The sequence below is a fragment of the Janthinobacterium sp. GW821-FHT03C08 genome (genome assembly GCF_059420905.1).
Map to the genome: position 1 here is coordinate 1 of NZ_JBWKUP010000004.1, position 19,320 is coordinate 19,320.

A 19,320-nucleotide genomic window follows, 5' to 3' on the forward strand; every position below is an offset into this window, starting at 1 on the left:
GGTGATGGTCAGGTGCGCCGGCTGCGGCGCCAGCTTGACCAGGTCCGCATACGCGGCCAGCGTCGTTTGCGTGCCATGCGTCAGGTGCGTCTTCAGGGCCAGGTAGGCGCAGATGGCCAGCAGGGCGAAAACGCTGGACAGGGCCCACAGCGGCACGTCGCTGCGGCGCTTGTTGACCACCTGGTCGGGACGCTCGGCGCGCGGCGCGAAGCCCCGGCTCCTGCCCTTGATGTGGGCGATCTCGTCGCCCAGGCGCGCCGTCAGGTAGCTGAGCTTTTCGCCGCCGTCGATCGCATATTTGCCCTGGAAGCCGAGCAGCAAACACATGTGGAAGACCTGCAGCGCCTGCACGCGCATGGCGCCCTTGCCGCGCAGCGCGTCGAGACGGTCGAAGAAATGTTCGCCGGCCAGCTGGTCGCCAAAGATCAGCAGCTGCAGCGGGCGCCGCTCCCACTGCTTGCGCAGGGTGAACGGCGAGGCCAGGAGGATTTCATCGACGGCCGCGCAGAACGCATACTTGGCCGCCTCGATATCGTCGCCGTCGGCGCGGATCTTTTTCGCTTCGCGTTCGAAGTCGTCGAGGAAGGCCGTGATGCGGTCCATGAAGCTGTGCTCGTCGCCGGGCGCCGAGCCGTTCTTCAGCATGAACAGCATGTAAAAGCCTTCATGCATCAGGTCCAGCAGGGCGCTGCCCGCATGCCGGCCGCTTGTTGCGGCTGGGGCGGGGCCGCGTGGTCCCAGCAGGGAGGGCGCCGCGCGCCGTTCGATGAGCTGGCTCATGCCGTCACCGCGATCAGTTCCAGCTGCAGGTCGCGTATGCCGGCCGGCACGTAGACGGCAATCGACTGCGCCTTGAGCATCTGCTCGTACAGCGCGCCGCGGTTGTCGATCGCAAAATAATAGGTATCGGGCCGCACGGGGATGGCGGCCGGCACCTGCGGCGCGTGCGACAGTTTCACGCCCGGCATGGCCGACAGCACGCATTTTTCCACGTCGTCGGGCGCGCCCACTTTCACGCGCAGCGGCACCACGTCCACCAGTTCGAGGGCGGGCATGGCGGCGCGGATGGCCAGGTACAAGGTGGTGTGCTGGTCGATCTTGCCCGAATCGAGCTTGCCCAGGTAATACGACGGCTTGTCTTCCAGCAGGGCGATGGAAAAATACTTCGACGAGATGACCGTGTCGAGCAGCTCGCGGATGATGGCGTCGAGGGCGTCGAAGCAGGCGCCCGGCTGCGCATGGTCGTAGGCGGGCAGGCTGGCCAGCGTGTAGTGCCTGGAGTAGCTGAGCAGGCCGCCGGCGAGGCCCAGCAGCGCTTCGTACAGGCGTTCGGGATGCAGGCCCGGATGGCGCACGTAGTGCATCAGGGCGGCGGCGGCCGTGCTGACCGTGTGCAGCAGCCAGAACGAGGACACGTCGCCGGAGCGAAATTCGATCACGTTGCGGCTCGGTTCGCGGTGGTGGCCGTGCAGCGCGCCCACCTTGGCCTGCAGCGCGTCGAGCAGGTGTTCCAGCAAGCCTTGCAGGCGCGGCGCGCCGGCTATCGCCAGGCTGGGCGCCATGAAGGAGGGCAGCGGCTCGAAGCCGCCCGATACCGTGCGGCGCAGGGCGATCAGCGGCAGGCAGTCGTAGGAGCCGCGCGCCTCGCTGTCGGGGATCAGGCGCAGGCTTTTTTTCAGGTAGGCGACGTCGGCCGCGGCGGACGCCGTAAACAGGTCGGGCGTGGCGCGCAAGGCATGCACGAAGCGGGTATGCGGCGGCGTGCCGGTGCGCGCGCCTGCCGGCGACGCCTGCGCCGTGCAGTTCATGCCGTCGCCGTTCAGCACCGGCAGGGCGGCGTAGTACGTCACTTCCTGCACGGCGGGCGGCAGCGCCTGCAGGTCGACGGGCGGGGGCAGGGCATCGCTGCCCGCCGCACCGTCGCCCGCCGCCTCGAAGACCTCGCCGTCGCGGAAGATGGCCGACAGCGCCAGCAGGCGCAAGCTGCCCGTCTTCAGCGCCGCCAGGTCCCATTCCACGTGCGCCACGCCCCACGGATACGGGTGCAGCGCGCTGGCCGTGCGGTGCAGCCGCGTTTCGTGATACTGGTCCTGGCGCTGGAAGTGCTGCGGCCGCAGGAACAGGCCTTCTCCCCACAAGACTTTCGCTGCCATGCCCATGTCGATGCTCCTTTTCGGTAGATGGTGGAATGCCTTACTGGCAGCGCAGCGCCGACAGCGGCGCCATGGCGCCCTGCGCGCCGCCCACGCTCAGGGCGCAGGCGTGCAGGCCGACGGTAATGCCGGCGCGCTCGGCGTCGGCGGCGGCGAAGGTGGCGCGCCAGTGCTGCGCCGCGGGCGCGCGGAACAGGGCCACGACGCCGATGAAATACGCTTCCTTGCTGACCTTCTCCTGCACTTCGTAGCGCTGGCCCGGCACCAGCAGCACTTCCTTCACTTCCACCAGGTCGGCGCCCAGCGCGGCCTGCTCCCGGCGCGCGTCGAGGAAGCTGTCGTAGCGGGCCTGCTCGAAGGCGGCGCTCTGGCGCAGCTTGTAGATGCGCGCCACCAGCGCCAGCGGCCGTCCCGCGGCATCCGTGTTCAGGCGCTGCGCCGCGTGCAGGCGGATGCTGACAAGGCGCGGCGGCTGTTGCGCGTCGGGCAGGGCGGGCGGCGGCCTGGCCACGCCCGTCATCTGCAGCGCCGCGCCGGCCAGGTTGCCGATGGCGCCGCCCGCGCAGCCGGCCAGCAGCCATGGCAGCAGCAGCGGCAGCAGGGCGGTGCGGGACAGCTGGCGCGGCGGAGCGGGAAGCGGCATGGGCCTGCCTTTGCAGAAAATAACGCATGGAAAGAAAGTGCTGCAGTCATTTAATCGCATGCGGCAGCGGCCTGCTTGCGTTGGCGCAAAGTCCTTCTGCGATCGGTGGAATTACTGCGCCAGATCAGCATTACTGCGCTTGCTCTTCCCGGTGACGTGGAACTTCTTCTTTCCTGATTAATCTCAATTTGGCAAAAATTCTGGCGATCAATAATGGCCTCCACCAAGGCGCTGCCCATCGTTCCCGGCGGTAGCGTCCTCCACGTGAAGGAATGTCCAGATGAAGCCAGCCATCACCTTGCCCCGAATTGTCTGCCTCGCCAGCGCCCTGCTGCTGGCCGCCTGCGCCACGCCGGCACCGCCGGCGCCGCCGAAGCCTGCCGCACCGACCCTGGCGCAAGTCATGAGCGATGCCGATGCGGCCGCGCGGGCCGGCCAGTACGAGCGCGCCATGACCTTGCTCAAGGGCGGCGGCACCAGCTATCCGGCCGACAAGGCGCCGTGGCTGCAGATGGCGCAGATGACGTTCGACCGTGGCCAGTACGGCGACGCCATCGGCCATGCGCTCGAAGCGCTGGAACGCGACCCGGACGACAAGGTGGCCAACAGCATCGTCGCCGTCAGCGGCCTGCGCCTGTCCGGCAAGGCTCTGGCCGAACTGTCGCGGCAAAACAATCTGAATGGCTCGCTGCGTTCGGAAGCGCAGGAACTGGCCAAGCTGCTGCGCGCGAGCATCGGCGAGGAAGTACTGGTGCCGCCGGCCAGGCGCCCGGTGGCGGCCGGCAAGCGCGCTGCCGGTTCCGGCGCGCCGGCCGCGGCGGTCAAGGGCGCGGCGTCGCAGGGCAGCGCGGCCGATCCCTTCAGCGGCCTGAAATAAGGCGCGTCCATCTGCCCGGCGCGCGGCCGGCGCCATCCAACTACTTTGCAAAGGAAACCACATGTCCAAGTCCGACAGCGTGCAGAAACGCTTGCAGAAGGTACGCGCCCCGCGCGTGCAGATGACCTACGACGTCGAAATCGGCGACGCGATCGAAAACAAGGAACTGCCCTTCGTGGTGGGCGTGCTGGGCGACTTCGGCGGCAATCCGGACAGCGAGAAAAAGCGCCTGAAGGACCGCAAGTTCGTCGCCGTCGACAGCGCCAATTTCGACGAGGTGCTGGCCGGCGTGGAGCCGGTGGCCCGCTTCAGCGTGCCGAACCGCGTCAGCGAGGCGGGCGGCACCTTCGCCGTCGACCTGCATTTCCGCTCGATGGACGACTTCCGCCCGGAGTCGGTGGTGCGCCAGGTCGAACCCCTGCGCAAGCTGCTCGAGGCGCGCACCAAGCTGGCCGACCTGCGCAACAAGCTGGCCGGCAACGACAAGCTGGAAGACCTGTTGACGGAAGTGCTGAACAACACCGACAGCATGGCCACCCTGAAACCGCAGTTCCCGGCGCAGGAGGATTGAGATGAATGCCCAGGCAGAAGTCAATGCAGTGACGGCGGCCAGCGCGCCGCTTCCGGTGACGGACTTGCTGGACCAGATCGTCGAACAAAGCCGCGTCGCCAAGTCCGGCGCCGAACATGCGCGCGCGCGCGACCTGATCGCGGAACTGGTGGCGCAGGTGCTCGACGGCACGGTGCTGATGTCGAGCAGCCTGTCGGCCACCCTGGACGCGCGCGTGGCGGAAATCGACCGTCTGATCTCCGCCCAGCTCAGCGAGATCATGCACGCGGCACCGTTCCAGCAGCTCGAGCAGAGCTGGACGGGGTTGCGCTACCTGGTCGGCAATTCCGACACGGGCGCGCGCCTGCAGATCCGCATGTTCAACGCCACCAAGCGCGAACTGGTGAAGGATTTCCAGGCGGCGCTGGAATTCGACCAGAGCAGCATGTTCAAGAAGGTCTATGAAGAGGAATTCGGCACCTTCGGCGGCGCGCCGTTCGCCGCGCTGCTGGGTGATTTCGCCATCTCGCGCCAGCCGGAAGACATGTATTTCGTCGAGCAGATGTCGCACATTGCCGCTGCCGCGCACGCGCCCTTCATCGCCTCGGCCGCGCCGGAATTGTTTGGCCTGGAAAGCTACGGCGACCTGGGCAAGCCGCGCGACCTGGCGAAAGTCTTCGACACCATCGAGTACGCGAAATGGAAGGCCTTCCGCGAATCCGAGGACGCGCGCTACGTGGGCCTGACCTTGCCCCGCTTCCTGGGCCGGCTGCCGTTCAACCCCGTCGACGGCACCACCGTCGAAGGCTTCAATTTCGTCGAGGAGGTCGACGGCAGCGACCACCATAAATACCTGTGGTGCAATGCCGCGTATGCGTTCGGCAGCAAGCTCACGCGCGCCTTTGCCGATTACGGCTGGTGCGCCGCCATCCGCGGCGTGGAAGGCGGCGGCCTGGTGGACGACCTGCCCACGCACACCTTCAAGACGGACGAGGGCGATGTGGCCCTGAAATGCCCGGCCGAAGTGGCGATCACCGACCGCCGCGAAAAGGAGCTGAGCGACCTCGGTTTCATCTCGCTGGTGCATTGCAAGAACACGGCGTATGCGGCATTTTTCGGCGCCCAGTCGGCGCAGAAGAGCCGCAAGTACCACAACGATGCGGCCAATGCGAATGCGGTGCTGTCGTCGCAACTGCAGTACATCTTTGCCGTCTCGCGCATCGCCCACTACATGAAGGCCATGATGCGCGACAAGATCGGCAGCTTTGCCGCCGCCTCTAACGTGGAAGATTTTTTGAACCGCTGGCTGATGCAGTACGTGCTGCTCGACGATAACGCCAGCCAGGAGCAGAAGGCGCAATTCCCCCTGCGCGAGGCGTCCGTGCAGGTGCATGAAGTGCCGGGCCGCGCCGGCGTGTACCGCGCCGTGTCCTTCCTGCGGCCGCACTTCCAGCTCGATGAGCTGTCCGTTTCGCTCCGACTGGTCGCGGAGTTGCCGAAGTCGACCAATTCCTGATCCACCCATCTTTCAACCCGAGGAGCACACCATGGCAATCGATGTATATCTGCAGATAGACGGCATCAAGGGCGAGTCCACCGATGACAAGCACAAGGACTGGATCGAGTGCAAATCAGTGAGCTGGAGCGTTGAGCAGCCGAAGTCCGCCACCGCCTCGACGGGCGGCGGCCACACGGCCGAACGCTGCGAGCACAAGGACATCGTCATCTCCAAGCTGGCCGACCTGGCCTCGCCGGTGCTGCTGCAGACCTGCTCGGCCGGCAAGACCATCCCCAAGGCGCGCTTCGAGTTCATGCGCGCCGACGGCCAGGGCGAGCGCGTCAAGTACTTTGAAATCGAGATCGAAAATGTGCTGATCGGCGCCGTCACGCCGAACGTGGAAGAGGGCGACATCCTGGGTGAACACGTCGGCTTCAAGTTCTCGAAAGTGAAGTGGAAGTACACGCAGCAAAAAGTCACGGGCGGCGCCGGCGGCAATACCTCGGGCGGCTGGGACCTGGCCGCCAACCGCGTGGCCTGATCCCTCGTGCGCGGCACGCTGCGGTCAGCCGCCGCGTGCCGCCGATTTTCCAGGAGTGGGCATGGACAGTTATGTACCCGGCTTGTTCGACCGCCTGATGGGCGACGGCGCGCCAGCGCGCCTGTCGCTCGAGCAGTTGAAGGATGCGGTGGCGCGCGACCTGGAGGAATTGCTCAACACGCGCGTGGCCCTGCCGCCCGGCGCGCTCGACGCCTATCCGGAATGCGCGGCCTCCATCGTCAACTATGGCCTGATCGACTTTGCCGGCATGTGCCTGTCCAGCAGCGAGGACCGCGCGCGCATCTGCGCCGCGCTGAAGGCCGCCATCGAGCGCCATGAGCCGCGCCTGCGCAACGTGCGCGCGCGCCTGGAGCGCGAGACGGGCGCCATCAACCGCGTCGGCTTCGTCATCAGCGGCACCCTGGCCGTGACGGCCGGCGGCGAGACGGTCAATTTCGACGCCGTGCTGCAGCCCTCGTCGCTGCGCTATTCGATCAACCGCAAGGGAGCCGCCGCATGAGCAACAATCTGAAAACCCTGATCGCCAAACTGAATGACACGGTGCGCACGGCCGCCACGCGCGCGGCCGGCATCTGCGTGGGACTGGGCCAGTATGAAGTCGACATCGAACACCTGTTCCTGGCCCTGCTGGAGCAGGAGCGCAGCGACTTCGTCACCATCGCGCGGCGCAGCGAAATCAGCCTGACGGCGCTGGAGGCGGACCTGCGCCGCGAGATCGGCGGCTTCAGGACGGGCAGCGCGCGCACGCCCGTGTTCTCGCCCCATCTGCCGCTGCTGTTCGAGCATGCGTGGCTGATTGCCTCGCTCGATACGGCGCAGCCAGGGCCTATCCGCAGCCGCCATCTGCTGCTGGCGCTGCTGACGGAGCCGGAACTGGCGCAGCTGGCCTACCGTGGCTCGAAGCTGTTCGCCCGCTTCAGCGTCGAGCAGCTGAAGCACCACCCGGACAAGCTGACGGCTGGTTCCGCCGAAGAGGAAAGCGCGGCAGTGCCGCAGCTTTCCGATACCGGCGACGACCCTGTTGCTGTCCTGGCCGGCAAGACCCCGGCGCTGGACCAGTTCACCACCGACCTGACGCAGCTGGCGCGCGACGGCAAGCTCGATCCCGTGATCGGCCGCGAAGCGGAAATCCGCCAGGCCGTCGACATCCTGCTGCGCCGGCGCCAGAATAATCCCATCCTGACGGGCGAGGCGGGCGTGGGCAAGACGGCCGTGGTGGAAGGCCTGGCCCTGCGCATCGCCACGGGCGACGTGCCGGCCGTGCTGCAGGGTGCGCACATCCACGCGCTCGACATGGGTTTGCTGCAGGCGGGCGCCAGCGTGAAGGGCGAATTCGAAAGCCGCCTGAAGAACGTCATCGACGAGGTGGCGCAAAGCCCCCATCCCATCATTCTGTTCATCGACGAGGCGCACACCATGATCGGCGCCGGCGGCCAGGCGGGGCAGAACGACGCGGCCAATCTGCTGAAACCGGCGCTGGCGCGCGGCGCCCTGCGTACCATCGCCGCCACCACCTGGAGCGAGTACAAAAAGTATTTTGAAAAGGATGCGGCCCTGGCGCGGCGCTTCCAGGTGGTCAAGGTGGAAGAACCGAGCGAAGACATCGCCTGCGCCATGCTGCGCGCCATGGCGCCGCTGATGGAGCGCCATTTCGGCATCCGCGTGCGCGACGCCGCCATCGTCGAGGCCGTGCGCCTGTCGCACCGCTACATCAGCGGGCGCCAGCTGCCCGACAAGGCCGTCAGCGTGCTCGATACGGCCTGCGCCAAGGTGGCGCTGGGGCAGAGCGCCACGCCGGCGCTGCTGGAAAACGCCAACCGCCAGCAGGAGCGCACGGGGGCGGAAATCGCCGCCCTGGAACGCGAGGCGGCCGACGGCGAAGCGGCCGATCAGGCAGGGCTTGCCCGGCTGGCGCAGCTGCGCCGCGCGCACGATGAAGGGCAGGCGGCGGTCGCGGCGCTGGCGCAGCGCTGGGAGCGCGAAAAGGCGCTGGTGGCGCAGATCGGCGCCTTGCGCGGCCAGCTGCGCGAGGAGCGCCCGGGCGAGAGCGGCGCGGCGCGGCTGCTGGCGCTGAAGGAAGAGCTGGCGGCGCTGCAGGGGGAAGCGCCATTGGCGCCGCTGGAAGTCGATGCGCAGGTGGTGGCCGGCATCGTCGCCGGCTGGACCGGCATCCCGCTGGGGAAAATGCTCAAGGACGAGATCCGCACGGTGCTGACCCTCGATGCGGCCCTGCGCGAACGGGTGCTGGGACAGGAGCACGTCATCGCGGCGGTGGCGCAGCGCGTGCGCACGGCGCGCGCCGGCCTGGACGACCCGGACAAGCCGCAGGCCGTGTTCCTGTTCACGGGGCCGTCCGGCACGGGCAAGACGGAAACGGCGCTGGCGCTGGCCGACCTGCTGTATGGCGGCGAACGCAAGCTCATCACGATCAACATGAGCGAATACCAGGAAGCGCACAGCGTGGCGGGCCTGAAAGGCTCGCCGCCCGGCTATGTCGGCTACGGCGAGGGCGGCGTGCTGACGGAAGCCGTGCGGCGCCAGCCCTACAGCGTGGTGCTGCTCGACGAGGCGGAAAAAGCCCATCCCGACGTGCTCGAGCTGTTCTTCCAGGTGTTCGACAAGGGCGTGCTCGATGACGCGGAAGGGCGCGAAGTCGATTTCCGCAATACCGTCATCATCGCCACCTCGAACCTGGGCTCGGCCGCGATGATGGCGGCCTGCCTGAACCGGACCGCGGAGGAGCTGCCCGCGCCGGCTGCGCTGGAGGAACTGGTGCGCCCGCAGCTGGTGGCGCACTTCAAGCCGGCCTTGCTGGGCCGCTTGAAGGTGCTGCCGTTCTACCCCCTGAACGACGCGGTGCTGGCCGAGATCATCGCCCTGAAACTGGCGCGCATCGGCGCGCGCATCGCGCGCAACCACCAGGCGCAGTTCAGCCACGACGCGGCGCTGGTCGATGCGGTGCTGGCGCGCTGCACGGAAGTCGATTCGGGCGCGCGCAACGTCGACCAGATCCTCAATGGCAGCGTGCTGCCGGCCATCGCCGAGGCCGTGCTGGCGCGCATGGCCGACGGTGAACCGATCGCCTCCATCCGCGTCGGCGCCAGCAAGCAGGGGCAGTTCAAGTACACGATCAAGTAAATCACCGTCGGAGCCTGCCATGTTCAATCTGGAGCAGTTGCTGCACCCCGTCAGCGCCGTCAGCCCCTGCGGCGGCGACATCACCTTCAGCCAGGAGCTCGACGCCATCGCGCGGGCGCGCCAGCATGACGATCCCAGCCTGGACCAGGGCGAGTGGGTGACGGCGCTGAAGGAGGCCGACTGGCCCTTCGTGGCGACGCGCTGCGAACAGCTGATTGCGTCGCACAGCAAGGACCTGCGCGTGGCTGTCTGGCTGGCCGAGGCGCATGCGAAGACGCGCTACTTCCGTGGCCTGGGCGACGGCTATGCGCTGCTGGCCGGCCTGTGCGACCGCTATTGGGACGGCCTGTTTCCGCCGGCCGACGAGGGCGACCATGAACAGCGCATCGGCAACCTGTACTGGCTGCTGTCGCGCACGCCGCAACTGGTGCGCGAGATGCCCCTGACGGCGGGCGCCGACGGCCAGTTCGCGCTGCAGGATTTCGATGCGGCGCGCCAGCGCGCGGCGGCCAGCCAGGCGCAGGACGGCACGGAGCAGGGCTGGAGCGCGTCGCGCCATGACGAGGCAGTGCCGCTGGCGCAGATGGAGGCGGCGCGGCAGAAAAACACGCGCGAATTTTCCGATGCCCTGCTGGCCGATGCGCAGTACTGCATGCAGTCGCTGCTGGCGCTCGAGCGCAGCGCCGATGCCCGCTTTGGCACGGACGGCCCGAGCTTTCGCGCCGCCCGCGACGCGCTGGAAAACGCCATCCACTTCATCGCCCCGCTGGCGCTCGAGGCGGACCTTGCCGGCGTGCCGGCCGCCGCCGGCTCGGCGGGCGGCAGCGGCGCCATCGTGCAGCGCCAGCAGGCACTGGAGCAGCTGCGCCAGGTGGCCGATTTCTTCCGCCGCACGGAGCCGCACAGCCCCGTCGCCTACCTGGCCGACCGGGCGGCCAGCTGGGGCGAGCTGCCCCTGCACCTGTGGCTGCGCGCCGTCGTCAAGGACCAGGGCACCCTGGCGCAGCTCGACGAGATGCTGGGCATGGGCGGCACGAACGGATGATGCTTCCGGCGCCTTCCATGCTACCCTGCCAGCATGTCCAGCAAGCTCCTTTTATCTGCCGCGTTCTGCCTGTCCGTCGCCGCCGCCGGCACCGCGGCGCGCGCCGCCGCGCCACAGCCCGTGCTGCTGTATGGCGACGACGACTACCCGCCGTATTCCTATGTCGAGCATGGCCAGCTGAAAGGCATTTACACGGACATCGTGCGCGCCGCCGTGCAGGACATGCCGCAGTACCAGGTGCAGCTGCGTCCCGTGCCGTGGAAGCGGGGCGTGCTGATGCTGCAGACGGGGGCGGCGTTTGCCCTGTATCCGCCGTATTCCTGGCGCAGCGAACGGCCGTACGTGGGCTATTCCGCGCCGCTGCTGATGGAGCAACTGGTGGTGTTCTGCAATCAGGAGGTGCTGGCGCAGCGCAAGCTGCAGCGCTGGCCGGCCGATTACGCCGGCCTGCACATCGGCGTGAACGCGGGTTTTTTGCTGGGCGATGCGGCGCTGATGGCGTCCCTGCAAGCCGAAAGAATCGTGCTCGACCCGGCCAAGGGCACGCGCGCGAATCTGCTCAAGCTGATGCGCGGGCGTATCGATTGCTATGTCAGCGATCGCCTGTCGGCGCAGTGGGAATGGCAGCGCATCTGCCGCGCCGGGCAGGCCGGCACGCCGGCGCAGGCGCTGCACGAAACGGCGCAGCTGGCCAGCCAGCAGGGCCACCTGGGCTTCACCTTGCTGCAGCCGGCCCGCTATCCCTACCGCGACGATTTTATCGCCCGCTTCAATGCCGCCATCGCGCGCATGCAGCACAGCGGCGAGATCGGCCGCATCGTCGACCGCGCGCTGCGACCCTGATACCTTATCACTGGAGAAAATGATGAAAAAACTGCTGTTCCTGACGATGCTGCTGCTGGCCGGCTGCGTGGGGCGCCCCGACAATATCGTGCCTGTCAGTAATTTTGACACCAGCAAATACCTGGGCAAATGGTACGAGATCGCGCGCCTCGACCATTCCTTCGAACGGGGCCTGAGCCACGTGACGGCCGACTACAGCCTGCGCCAGGACGGCGGCCTGAAAGTGCTTAACCGCGGCTACAAGGATGCGGACGCGAAATGGAAGGATGCCGAAGGCAAGGCGTATTTTGTCGACAAGAAGGACGTGGGCTACCTGAAAGTGTCGTTTTTCGGTCCCTTCTATGGTTCCTACATCATCTTCGACCTCGATCAGCAGAACTACAGTTATTCTCTGATCAGCGGTCCCGACAAATCCTACTTGTGGTTGCTCTCGCGCACGTCCACCATGGAGCCGGCGCTGCAGCAGCGCCTGATCGAGAAAGCCAGGGCGCTGGGTTTTGATACTTCCAAATTGATCTATGTGAAGCAAAACTGATTCTTTTTGCCTGCCGCCCGTCCGTGGCGGCATCGCGCCTTCTGGTTGTTGCTTTTCCACATGTTATTTCTTGCAATGCCACCCTGATTCACTCACAATCAGCACCAAAGCAGTGCATGTGCGGCGCCTCTGTGGCCGGACACGGCTGCTTCCAGCGGTCCCGCCGTGGTGATTGCCAGCTGACAAATGCTTGCTATAGTGAATGCTAGCGGCGTCGTGCCGGTGGCCACCGCGCAATGCTCTTTCAGATAGGAATCTTGCTATGAAAAACCTCAAGATCGGCGTGCGTCTCGGCGGTGGTTTTGCCGCAGTCTTGCTGTTGCTGCTGTCCTTGACCGTGGTGGGCATCGTGCAGATGCAAAGTGCCAGCAAGGAAACCGATGCCCTCGTCAACGTGAAGGTGCGCAATGAGCGCCTGATCGGCGAATGGACCAAGGTCATCGAAGTCAATGCGGCGCGCACGGCGGCCGCCTGGAAAGTCAGCGACCCCGCCCATCAAAAACAATTCGAGACGGAAATGGCGGCCTCGTCCGCACGCGCCACGGAAATCCAGAACGACATCGGCAAGAGCGAGCTGGATGCGCAGGAGCAGGCCCTGTACCAGCAAGTGCTGAGCACGCGCAAAGCCTATACCGACGTGCGCAAGGAGGTGTTCAAGGCCAAGAACGCAGGCGACCTGGAGCGGGGCAAGCACCTGTACGAAGGGGACATGGCCGTCAAGCGCGACATCTACCTGGCATCGCTGAAAAAGCTGGAGCTGCTGGAAGCCAGGTTGCTCGATGAAACGGCGGCGCAGATCCGTTCGCGCTATGAAAACGGCCGTTTGCTGCTGGTCTCGCTGGGCGCGGCCGCCATCCTGCTGGGCATTGCCTGCGCCTACTGGATCACGCGCTCCATCACCCGTCCCATCACGCGCGCCGTGGAAGTGGCTGAAGCGGTCTCCGCCGGCGACCTGACGAGCCATATCGTGGTGGACAGCCGCGACGAGACGGGACAATTGATGCATGCGCTGAAAAACATGAATGACAAGCTGATCAGCATTGTCGGCCAGGTGCGCGCCGGCACCGAGGCCATCGGCACCGCATCGAGCGAGATCGCCGCCGGCAACCTGGACTTGTCCTCGCGCACGGAAGAGCAGGCCAGTTCGCTGGAAGAGACGGCCTCTTCCATGGAAGAGCTGACGTCCACCGTGAAACTCAATGCGGACAATGCGCGCAGCGCCAACCAGCTGGCCATCGATGCCTCGCAGATCGCCAGCAAGGGCGGCGTGGTGGTCTCGGAAGTGGTCAGCACCATGGGCTCGATCAATGATTCCTCGCGCAAGATCGTCGACATCATCAGCGTCATCGACGCCATCGCCTTCCAGACGAATATCCTGGCCCTGAATGCCGCCGTCGAGGCGGCCAGGGCAGGCGAGCAGGGCAGGGGCTTTGCCGTCGTCGCTTCCGAGGTGCGCAGCCTGGCGCAGCGCTCGGCCGCGGCGGCCAAGGAAATCAAGGGCTTGATCGACGATTCCGTGGAAAAGGTGGAAGCCGGCTCGCAACTGGTGGACAAGGCGGGCCGCACCATGGATGAAATCGTGCAAAGCATCAGCCATGTGACGCAGATCATGAACCAGATCACCGACGCCAGCGAGGAACAGCGCGCCGGCATCGAGCAGGTCAACCAGGCCATCGGCCAGATGGACCAGGTGACGCAGCAAAACGCGGCCCTCGTGGAAGAGGCGGCCGCGGCAGCGGAATCGATGCAGGAGCAGGCAGCCAGGCTGGCCGAGGTAGTGGGCGTCTTCAAGCTCGATGCAACGCAGCAATATGCTGCCGCCAGCGCCGCCAGCGCCGCCAGGGGCTCCGGCGTCGCCAGGCCGGTTGCCGCGCCTGCGGCAGTAAAGTCGGCCTCCCGGCGCGCACCGACGCCTGCCGTGGCCGTCCCCGCCAGGACGGCCACGGCGGAAGCGGCGCGTACCCGCACGCCGAAGGCGCCCGTGGCGTCCGGTGCCGACGAGTGGGAAGAGTTTTAAACGGCGAGTTTTTTAAACGCAATTCCCCTGGCATGGCGCGGGCGCTACAATCGCAGCTTGAAGACAGCCGCGAACACGCTCCGCCATGACCACCCGCCGTATCTCCCGCCACACCTGCGCATCGCCTTCCCACGCCGAACCCGCCAAACGGGCGCGCTGCCCCGTCTGCCTGCGTGCCGCCACCAGTTGCATCTGCCGCTGGATCGCCCCCGTTGCCCATGCGGTAGAGGTGCTGATCCTGCAGCACCCGCTGGAAGTACACAACGCCAAAGGCAGCGCCCGCTTGCTGCACCTGAACCTGCCCAACAGCCGCCTGCTGACGGGCGAGCAGTTCGCGCCCGCCACCCTTGCCGCACTGCTGGCCGATAAACACAATGTGCTGCTGTATCCCGATACGCCGGGCGACCGCTCGCTGGGCATCGCGCCGCCGCCGGCGCTGGACCCGGCCATCTTGCTCGATCCCGCGCAACTGCGGCTCGTGGTGCTCGATGGCACCTGGCGCAAGAGCCGCAAGATGCTGTATCAAAATGCCCTGCTGCAGCAATTGCCGCGCCTGCCACTGCGCGACATGCCCGCTTCCCATTACCTGATCCGCAAGGCACACGCGCCCGATCAGTTGTCGACCCTGGAAGCGACCTGCTATGCCCTCATGCAGTTGGAGCAGGACGTGCCGCGTTTCGTTCCCCTCATCACGGCCTTTGACGGTTTTGTCGCGCAGCAGTTGAGTTATGTCATGCCGCCAGGTGAAAAAGCTTGAATTGAGCGCACGGCAGCCCTTGATCTTGCTCCCGCAGCGGCATAGTATACTGTACGTATATACAGTTGATGGGGCCGTTCATGAAAGCAATCATTCCAGAGCACGATGACAGCTTTGCCGGGCAAGCCATGCTGCCGCCGCAGTCGTTGAAAGCCCGCAAGGGGCGCGGTGCCGTGTCGAATTTGCAAGGGCGCCACGAGGTGCAGGCGCGCGCCGGTTTCGACGATGGCTGGAGCGTGGGCGGCCTGGACGAGGCGGCCGGGGAAGGGGATGCGCCAGCCTGGAAGACGCAGGTCAGCGACGAGCAGGCGCGCACCATCCTCACGCGCAATGCCTCGCCCGATTTGCCGTTCAACGTGTCCCTGAACCCGTACCGGGGCTGCGAGCACGGCTGCATTTACTGCTTTGCCCGCCCCACCCACAGCTACCTGGGCCTGTCGCCCGGCCTCGACTTCGAGAGCCGCATCTATGCCAAGGTGAACGCGCCCGAACTGTTGCGGCGCGAATTGGCAAAATCCTCGTACGTGCCCGAACCCATCGCCCTGGGTGTGAATACGGATGCCTACCAGCCGTGCGAGCGCGAGCGGCAGCTGACGCGGCGCGTGCTGGAAGTACTGCAGGAGTGCGACCATCCCGTGGCGCTGATCACGAAATCGTCGCTGATCGAGCGCGACATCGACATTCTGGCGCCCATGGCGGCCAGGCGCCTGGCCGCCGTGGCCGTCACCGTCACCACCCTGGACCCCGCCATCGCGCGCACCCTGGAGCCGCGCGCGGCCGCCCCGGCGCGGCGATTGCGCACCATCCGCACCCTGACGGAGGCGGGCATTCCCGTCGGCGTGAGCATTGCCCCCATCATCCCCTTCGTGACGGAGCCGGAAATCGAGCAGTTGCTCGAAGCCGTGCGCGACGCGGGTGCCATCCACGCCCATTACGTCGTGCTGCGCCTGCCGTGGGAAGTGAGTCCCCTGTTCCAGCAATGGCTGGAAGCGCACTTTCCTGAACGGGCCCAGCGCGTGATGAACCGCGTGCGCGAAATGCGCGGCGGCAAGGATTACGACAGCGCCTTCGGCACGCGCATGCAGGGCGAAGGCGTGTGGGCCGACCTGATCCGCCAGCGCTTCGAGAAGGCCGTGCACCGGCTGGGCCTGCACGGCAAGGGCGGCCGCTTCAAGCAGCTCGATTGCACGCAGTTCCGCCGGCCGCTCGTCGTGCCGCCGCTGGGAAACAAGGCAAGAGGAGGCAATGCGGGGCAGCTCGACCTGTTTTAAGGCACGCCACCGTCGTGGGGATAGCGCAAGGTATCGACCACCAGCTGGAACGCGGGCGAGGATTGCCTGCGGCTGGGATAGTACAGGTGGTAGCCGGGAATGGCGGGGCACCAGTCTTCCAGCACCGTGACGAGCTCGCCTGCGGTCACGTGCCGCGCGATGGCGTCTTCCGGTACGTAGGCCAGGCCGTGGCCTGCCAGCGCGGCCGTGAGCATTTGCGGCGTGGTGTTGAAGACCAGCTGGCCGTGCACCTGGACCTGCTGCGCCTGGCCATCCCTGGCAAATTCCCAGGCGTACAGGCCGCCATGGGTGGGCAGGCGCAGATTGATGCAGTTGTGGGCCGGCAAATCGGCGGGCGCGAGCGGTTTGCCGCGTCCGGCGAAATAGGCGGGGCTGGCCGCGACGACCATGCGCAGCTCGGGGCCGATGCGCACGGCGATCATGTCTTTCGCCACCCGCTCGCCGATGCGCACGCCTGCGTCGTAGCGCTCGGCAACGATGTCGATCATGCCGTAGCTGATGCTGATTTCCAGCTTCAGGTCCGGATACCGGGGCAGCAGCGGCGACAGCCTGGGCCACAGGATGGTGCTGGCCGCATGGTCGTGCGCGCTGATGCGGAAGGTGCCGGCGGGCTGGCCGCGCAGCTCCTGCAGGCCCGACAGTTCGGCCTGGATGGCTGCGTAGTGGGGACCGATGGTGGCCAGCAGGCGCTCGCCCGCCTCGGTGGGTGACACGCCGCGCGTGGTGCGTGTCAGCAGGCGCATGCCCAGGCTTTCCTCCATCTTGCGGATGGTATGGCTGAGGGTAGACTGCGACACGCCCAGCTGCGCGGCCGCGCGCGTAAAGCTGCGCTCGCGCATCACGGCGATGAAGGCGGGCAGGTTGTTCAGGTCCAAGTGTCAATTCCCTTCGTGGCGCCGCAACTGTCGTTCCAGCGGTCGGTCATGCAGTCGTTCAGGCGGTCGAGCAATCAGGCGGGCAAGCTGGCGTCGTGGTGCGTCCGCGTGCCGGTGACGGCTCCCCCGCGCGCGGCCGGGCAGGGCGGGCTTGGCGGAAGCTGCCCCGGCTGCCGTGGCCCGCCCCAGTGCCGCCGTGGCCGCTAGCCGTGGGCGCGCTCGTCGGCGCCTCCCGCCGTGGTTTCCTTGATCTGCGCCAAATGTTGTTCGATGGCAAAGACGTGCGGGTCGCTCTTGCCCAGTTCGCGCAGGGCGCTGGCCAGGTGCAGCAGGTAGTCGCTGTTCGGGCCGCTGGGGCCGTTTGAGCGGGCGATCTGGCGCGCGATGTCGAGTTCCGATGCGGCGCCGAGGAAGGCGGCGTTTTCTTCATTGGCGATGTACACCAGGCCTTCGGTCTTGCTGCCGTCCTCGAAGGTGATCTCGGTGGCCAGGCGCAGGTAGCCGTTCTTTTCGCGGTGATCGAGGTGGGCGAAGACTTCGGGCGTGATCAGATACGCCATGCCGTCGCACACGGCGCCCGCCTGCGGCACGAGGGTGGCGACCCGGCCCGGCGCCATGGGCGTGCCACGGTGGTCGTGCGAACCTTGCCAGAAGCGCCGCGTCCAGCCTGCGATGCTGGCGGGGCGCCGTTCGATATAGGGAAAGTCCGCCTTGTAGATCAGCGAACCGTAGCCGAACAGCCACACCTGAGCATGGCTGTCGAATTTGTTCATGCGCTGGTTGATGGCGATGGTGGCGGCGTCGATGGCGGACAGGTCATTCTGGTCAGGCTGGATCATGGTGCAAGCGGATAAGGGGCGATGCGCCATTATAAAGGGGCGCCGGCCGGGCCGCCGGCCGGCAGCGCCTCGCGCGCGCCGGCGTTCGTCCCCACGTTCCACTCGTGCGTCTCGACAAAGCGGAACAGGAAGGCCATGAAGCTTTCGGCGGCCGGCGACAGCGAACGGCCCGTCTTCGTGTAGACGAAAAAGCGCCGCGTCAGTTCCGGCTCGTGCAGGGCGCGCATCTGCAACTGGTACAGCTTGACCATCGGTTCCGCGTACGGCAGGCAGACCGTGATGCCCAGGTTGGCGCTGACCATGGCCAGCGCCGTCGTCATGAACGTCACTTCATTGTAGGGGTTGAGCGACAGGTCGCGGAACGCGCCGTGCATGTCGCGCAGCAGGCGTTCCGTGAACTGGCCCTGCAGCGAGATGAACGGGTAGTCGCCCACGTCGGCCCAGGTGACGCGCTCTTTCTGCCGCAGCGGGTGCTGCTCGGGGAAGACCAGCACGAAGGGCATCTCGAACAGCACTTGCGCGGCGATTTCCGCCGTCGGGTCGCGCTCGGGGCCGATGCCGAAATCGACTTCGCCGCTGAACACGCGCACCGAGACATTCTCCACGGGGCAGTCGACGAGGCGCAGCTGCACGTCCGGGTGCGCCTGGCGGTAGGCGGCGATCACTTCCGGCAGCAGGGTGCAGGCCATCATCTGCGGCGCGGCGATGCGCACCATGCCCGTTTTCAGGGCCTTGCGCTGGGCGATGCCGGCCATGGCGCCGTCCAGGTCCTCGATCATCTTCTCGAACAGCGGATACAGTTCGCGGCCGATTTCCGACAGCTGCGTCTTGCGCGTGCTGCGCTCGACCACGCGCACCCCCAGCACGCTTTCCAGCTCCTTGATCAAGCCGCTCAAGGCCGATTGCGTCACGTGCAGGTATTCGGCGGCCAGGGTAAAGCTGCCGGTCTTGGCCAGCGCCACGAAGGCGCGCATCTGGCGCAGGCTGGGACTCATAAGATAATCCGATAAATCGATGGTTAAATATTGTTTGTATGATAGCTGCAACTGGATTCTAATGGTGAAAAGTTGAAAAACATCGCGCCCAGGGCGCCATCCATCGGAGACAGACCGCATGAAAATCAAGCAGATCCACCACGTTGCCTACCGCTGCATCGACGCGAAGCAGACCGTCGAGTGGTACGTCAAGCATTTGAACATGAATTTCGTCCTCGCCATCGCCGAAGACCTGGTGCCGTCGACCAAGGCGCCGGACCCGTACATGCACGTCTTCCTCGACGCGGGCCAGGGCAATGTGCTGGCCTTCTTCGAGCTGCCGACGCAGCCGCCCATGGACCGCGACCGCAACACCCCCGCCTGGGTACAGCACCTGGCGCTGGAAGTGGCCAGCATGGAGGAACTGCTGGCCGCCAAGGAGCGCCTGGTGGCCGGCGGCATCGAGGTGCTCGGTCCCGTCAACCATGCCATCTTCCAGTCGATCTATTTCTTCGACCCCAACGGCCACCGCCTGGAGCTGGCGGCCAACGTGGGCACGCCCGAGATGATGGCCAAACTGGACGCCGTCAAATGGGAAATGCTGGAAGAATGGTCGCAGACGCGCCGCGCGCCCAAGCACGCCGCCTGGATGCACGCGCCGGCCGACGCCTGAACGCCGCACACCGACGCCATCTGACATCTGAACAACACGCTTAACAAGG

At 66.4% G+C, this 19,320-nt stretch carries 19 protein-coding genes; 13 read left to right on the forward strand and 6 right to left on the reverse strand.

Annotated elements, in window-relative coordinates; translation table 11 throughout:
- The 3 genes from icmH to tssJ all read right to left on the reverse strand — a co-directional run.
- A partial coding sequence (gene icmH, locus AC07VL_RS06240) for a type IVB secretion system protein IcmH/DotU (RefSeq protein ID WP_494805074.1) occupies positions 1-780 on the reverse strand: 780 nt, incomplete at its 3' end.
- Complete coding sequence (gene tssK, locus AC07VL_RS06245) at positions 777-2,159, reverse strand: type VI secretion system baseplate subunit TssK (RefSeq protein WP_494805075.1); 1,383 nt, start codon at positions 2,157-2,159, stop codon at positions 777-779. The genes icmH and tssK, both read right to left, overlap by 4 nt.
- Before the next feature lie 34 nt (positions 2,160-2,193).
- Positions 2,194-2,796 carry a type VI secretion system lipoprotein TssJ gene (gene tssJ / locus AC07VL_RS06250; RefSeq protein WP_494805076.1) on the reverse strand — a complete coding sequence of 201 codons (603 nt, stop codon included), beginning with the start codon at positions 2,794-2,796 and terminating at the stop codon, positions 2,194-2,196.
- Between the two features lie 280 nt (positions 2,797-3,076).
- Here tssJ and AC07VL_RS06255 point away from each other — a divergent pair, with 280 nt between their 5' ends.
- From AC07VL_RS06255 to AC07VL_RS06310, 12 genes are all read left to right on the forward strand, one after another.
- A complete protein-coding gene (locus AC07VL_RS06255; protein WP_494805077.1) occupies positions 3,077-3,673 on the forward strand; it encodes a hypothetical protein in 597 nt (198 codons plus the stop codon).
- 61 nt (positions 3,674-3,734) lie between these two features.
- Positions 3,735-4,244, forward strand: a complete 510-nt coding sequence (gene tssB / locus AC07VL_RS06260) for a type VI secretion system contractile sheath small subunit (protein ID WP_290607343.1) — start codon at positions 3,735-3,737, stop codon at positions 4,242-4,244.
- Position 4,245: 1 nt separating this feature from the next.
- Positions 4,246-5,739, forward strand: a complete 1,494-nt coding sequence (gene tssC / locus AC07VL_RS06265) for a type VI secretion system contractile sheath large subunit (RefSeq protein WP_494805078.1) — start codon at positions 4,246-4,248, stop codon at positions 5,737-5,739.
- 31 nt (positions 5,740-5,770) lie between these two features.
- Complete coding sequence (locus AC07VL_RS06270) at positions 5,771-6,262, forward strand: Hcp family type VI secretion system effector (protein WP_034750126.1); 492 nt, start codon at positions 5,771-5,773, stop codon at positions 6,260-6,262.
- Between the two features lie 61 nt (positions 6,263-6,323).
- Positions 6,324-6,782 (forward strand): type VI secretion system baseplate subunit TssE, encoded by a 459-nt coding sequence (tssE, locus tag AC07VL_RS06275; protein WP_494805079.1) that lies wholly within the window; start codon positions 6,324-6,326, stop codon positions 6,780-6,782.
- Positions 6,779-9,421 (forward strand): type VI secretion system ATPase TssH, encoded by a 2,643-nt coding sequence (gene tssH, locus AC07VL_RS06280; RefSeq protein ID WP_494805080.1) that lies wholly within the window; start codon positions 6,779-6,781, stop codon positions 9,419-9,421. Before tssE ends, tssH begins: the two co-directional genes overlap by 4 nt.
- Positions 9,422-9,440: 19 nt before the next feature.
- A complete protein-coding gene (gene tssA / locus AC07VL_RS06285) occupies positions 9,441-10,466 on the forward strand; it encodes a type VI secretion system protein TssA (RefSeq protein WP_494805081.1) in 1,026 nt (341 codons plus the stop codon).
- Between the two features lie 33 nt (positions 10,467-10,499).
- Positions 10,500-11,309: a substrate-binding periplasmic protein gene (locus AC07VL_RS06290; protein WP_494805082.1), complete on the forward strand. Its 810-nt coding sequence runs from the start codon at positions 10,500-10,502 to the stop codon at positions 11,307-11,309.
- Between the two features lie 19 nt (positions 11,310-11,328).
- Complete coding sequence (locus AC07VL_RS06295; protein WP_494805083.1) at positions 11,329-11,844, forward strand: lipocalin family protein; 516 nt, start codon at positions 11,329-11,331, stop codon at positions 11,842-11,844.
- A gap of 262 nt (positions 11,845-12,106) precedes the next feature.
- The gene (locus tag AC07VL_RS06300) at positions 12,107-13,861 is read left to right on the forward strand and encodes a methyl-accepting chemotaxis protein (RefSeq protein ID WP_494805084.1); all 1,755 of its coding nucleotides are present in this window, start codon (positions 12,107-12,109) and stop codon (positions 13,859-13,861) included.
- An 85-nt stretch (positions 13,862-13,946) separates the two neighbouring features.
- Positions 13,947-14,618 (forward strand): tRNA-uridine aminocarboxypropyltransferase, encoded by a 672-nt coding sequence (locus tag AC07VL_RS06305; protein ID WP_494805085.1) that lies wholly within the window; start codon positions 13,947-13,949, stop codon positions 14,616-14,618.
- 80 nt (positions 14,619-14,698) lie between these two features.
- The gene (locus tag AC07VL_RS06310; RefSeq protein ID WP_494805086.1) at positions 14,699-15,889 is read left to right on the forward strand and encodes a PA0069 family radical SAM protein; all 1,191 of its coding nucleotides are present in this window, start codon (positions 14,699-14,701) and stop codon (positions 15,887-15,889) included.
- Here AC07VL_RS06310 and AC07VL_RS06315 read toward each other — a convergent pair.
- The 3 genes from AC07VL_RS06315 to AC07VL_RS06325 all read right to left on the reverse strand — a co-directional run bounded on the left by AC07VL_RS06315 (position 15,886) and on the right by AC07VL_RS06325 (position 18,619).
- Positions 15,886-16,785 carry a LysR family transcriptional regulator gene (locus AC07VL_RS06315; RefSeq protein ID WP_494805087.1) on the reverse strand — a complete coding sequence of 300 codons (900 nt, stop codon included), beginning with the start codon at positions 16,783-16,785 and terminating at the stop codon, positions 15,886-15,888. The genes AC07VL_RS06310 and AC07VL_RS06315 overlap by 4 nt on opposite strands.
- 203 nt (positions 16,786-16,988) lie before the next feature.
- A complete protein-coding gene (locus AC07VL_RS06320; RefSeq protein ID WP_494805352.1) occupies positions 16,989-17,591 on the reverse strand; it encodes a gamma-glutamylcyclotransferase in 603 nt (200 codons plus the stop codon).
- Between the two features lie 62 nt (positions 17,592-17,653).
- The gene (locus tag AC07VL_RS06325; protein WP_494805088.1) at positions 17,654-18,619 is read right to left on the reverse strand and encodes a LysR family transcriptional regulator; all 966 of its coding nucleotides are present in this window, start codon (positions 18,617-18,619) and stop codon (positions 17,654-17,656) included.
- Between the two features lie 118 nt (positions 18,620-18,737).
- Between AC07VL_RS06325 and AC07VL_RS06330 the strand changes: the two genes are divergently transcribed.
- Positions 18,738-19,271, forward strand: coding sequence for a VOC family protein (locus tag AC07VL_RS06330; protein ID WP_494805089.1), 534 nt, complete (start codon positions 18,738-18,740; stop codon positions 19,269-19,271).
- Positions 19,272-19,320 lie beyond the last annotated feature (49 nt).

What these genes read in the sequence shown, in the direction of transcription:
- tssK (WP_494805075.1), bottom strand. Translation starts at nt 2,159, where the DNA reads ATGGGCATGGCAGCGAAAGTCTTGTGGGGAGAAGGCCTGTTCCTGCGG.
- tssJ (WP_494805076.1), bottom strand. Translation starts at nt 2,796, where the DNA reads ATGCCGCTTCCCGCTCCGCCGCGCCAGCTGTCCCGCACCGCCCTGCTG.
- AC07VL_RS06255 (WP_494805077.1), top strand. Translation starts at nt 3,077, where the DNA reads ATGAAGCCAGCCATCACCTTGCCCCGAATTGTCTGCCTCGCCAGCGCC.
- tssB (WP_290607343.1), top strand. Translation starts at nt 3,735, where the DNA reads ATGTCCAAGTCCGACAGCGTGCAGAAACGCTTGCAGAAGGTACGCGCC.
- tssC (WP_494805078.1), top strand. Translation starts at nt 4,246, where the DNA reads ATGAATGCCCAGGCAGAAGTCAATGCAGTGACGGCGGCCAGCGCGCCG.
- AC07VL_RS06270 (WP_034750126.1), top strand. Translation starts at nt 5,771, where the DNA reads ATGGCAATCGATGTATATCTGCAGATAGACGGCATCAAGGGCGAGTCC.
- tssE (WP_494805079.1), top strand. Translation starts at nt 6,324, where the DNA reads ATGGACAGTTATGTACCCGGCTTGTTCGACCGCCTGATGGGCGACGGC.
- tssH (WP_494805080.1), top strand. Translation starts at nt 6,779, where the DNA reads ATGAGCAACAATCTGAAAACCCTGATCGCCAAACTGAATGACACGGTG.
- tssA (WP_494805081.1), top strand. Translation starts at nt 9,441, where the DNA reads ATGTTCAATCTGGAGCAGTTGCTGCACCCCGTCAGCGCCGTCAGCCCC.
- AC07VL_RS06290 (WP_494805082.1), top strand. Translation starts at nt 10,500, where the DNA reads ATGTCCAGCAAGCTCCTTTTATCTGCCGCGTTCTGCCTGTCCGTCGCC.
- AC07VL_RS06295 (WP_494805083.1), top strand. Translation starts at nt 11,329, where the DNA reads ATGATGAAAAAACTGCTGTTCCTGACGATGCTGCTGCTGGCCGGCTGC.
- AC07VL_RS06300 (WP_494805084.1), top strand. Translation starts at nt 12,107, where the DNA reads ATGAAAAACCTCAAGATCGGCGTGCGTCTCGGCGGTGGTTTTGCCGCA.
- AC07VL_RS06305 (WP_494805085.1), top strand. Translation starts at nt 13,947, where the DNA reads ATGACCACCCGCCGTATCTCCCGCCACACCTGCGCATCGCCTTCCCAC.
- AC07VL_RS06310 (WP_494805086.1), top strand. Translation starts at nt 14,699, where the DNA reads ATGAAAGCAATCATTCCAGAGCACGATGACAGCTTTGCCGGGCAAGCC.
- AC07VL_RS06325 (WP_494805088.1), bottom strand. Translation starts at nt 18,619, where the DNA reads ATGAGTCCCAGCCTGCGCCAGATGCGCGCCTTCGTGGCGCTGGCCAAG.
- AC07VL_RS06330 (WP_494805089.1), top strand. Translation starts at nt 18,738, where the DNA reads ATGAAAATCAAGCAGATCCACCACGTTGCCTACCGCTGCATCGACGCG.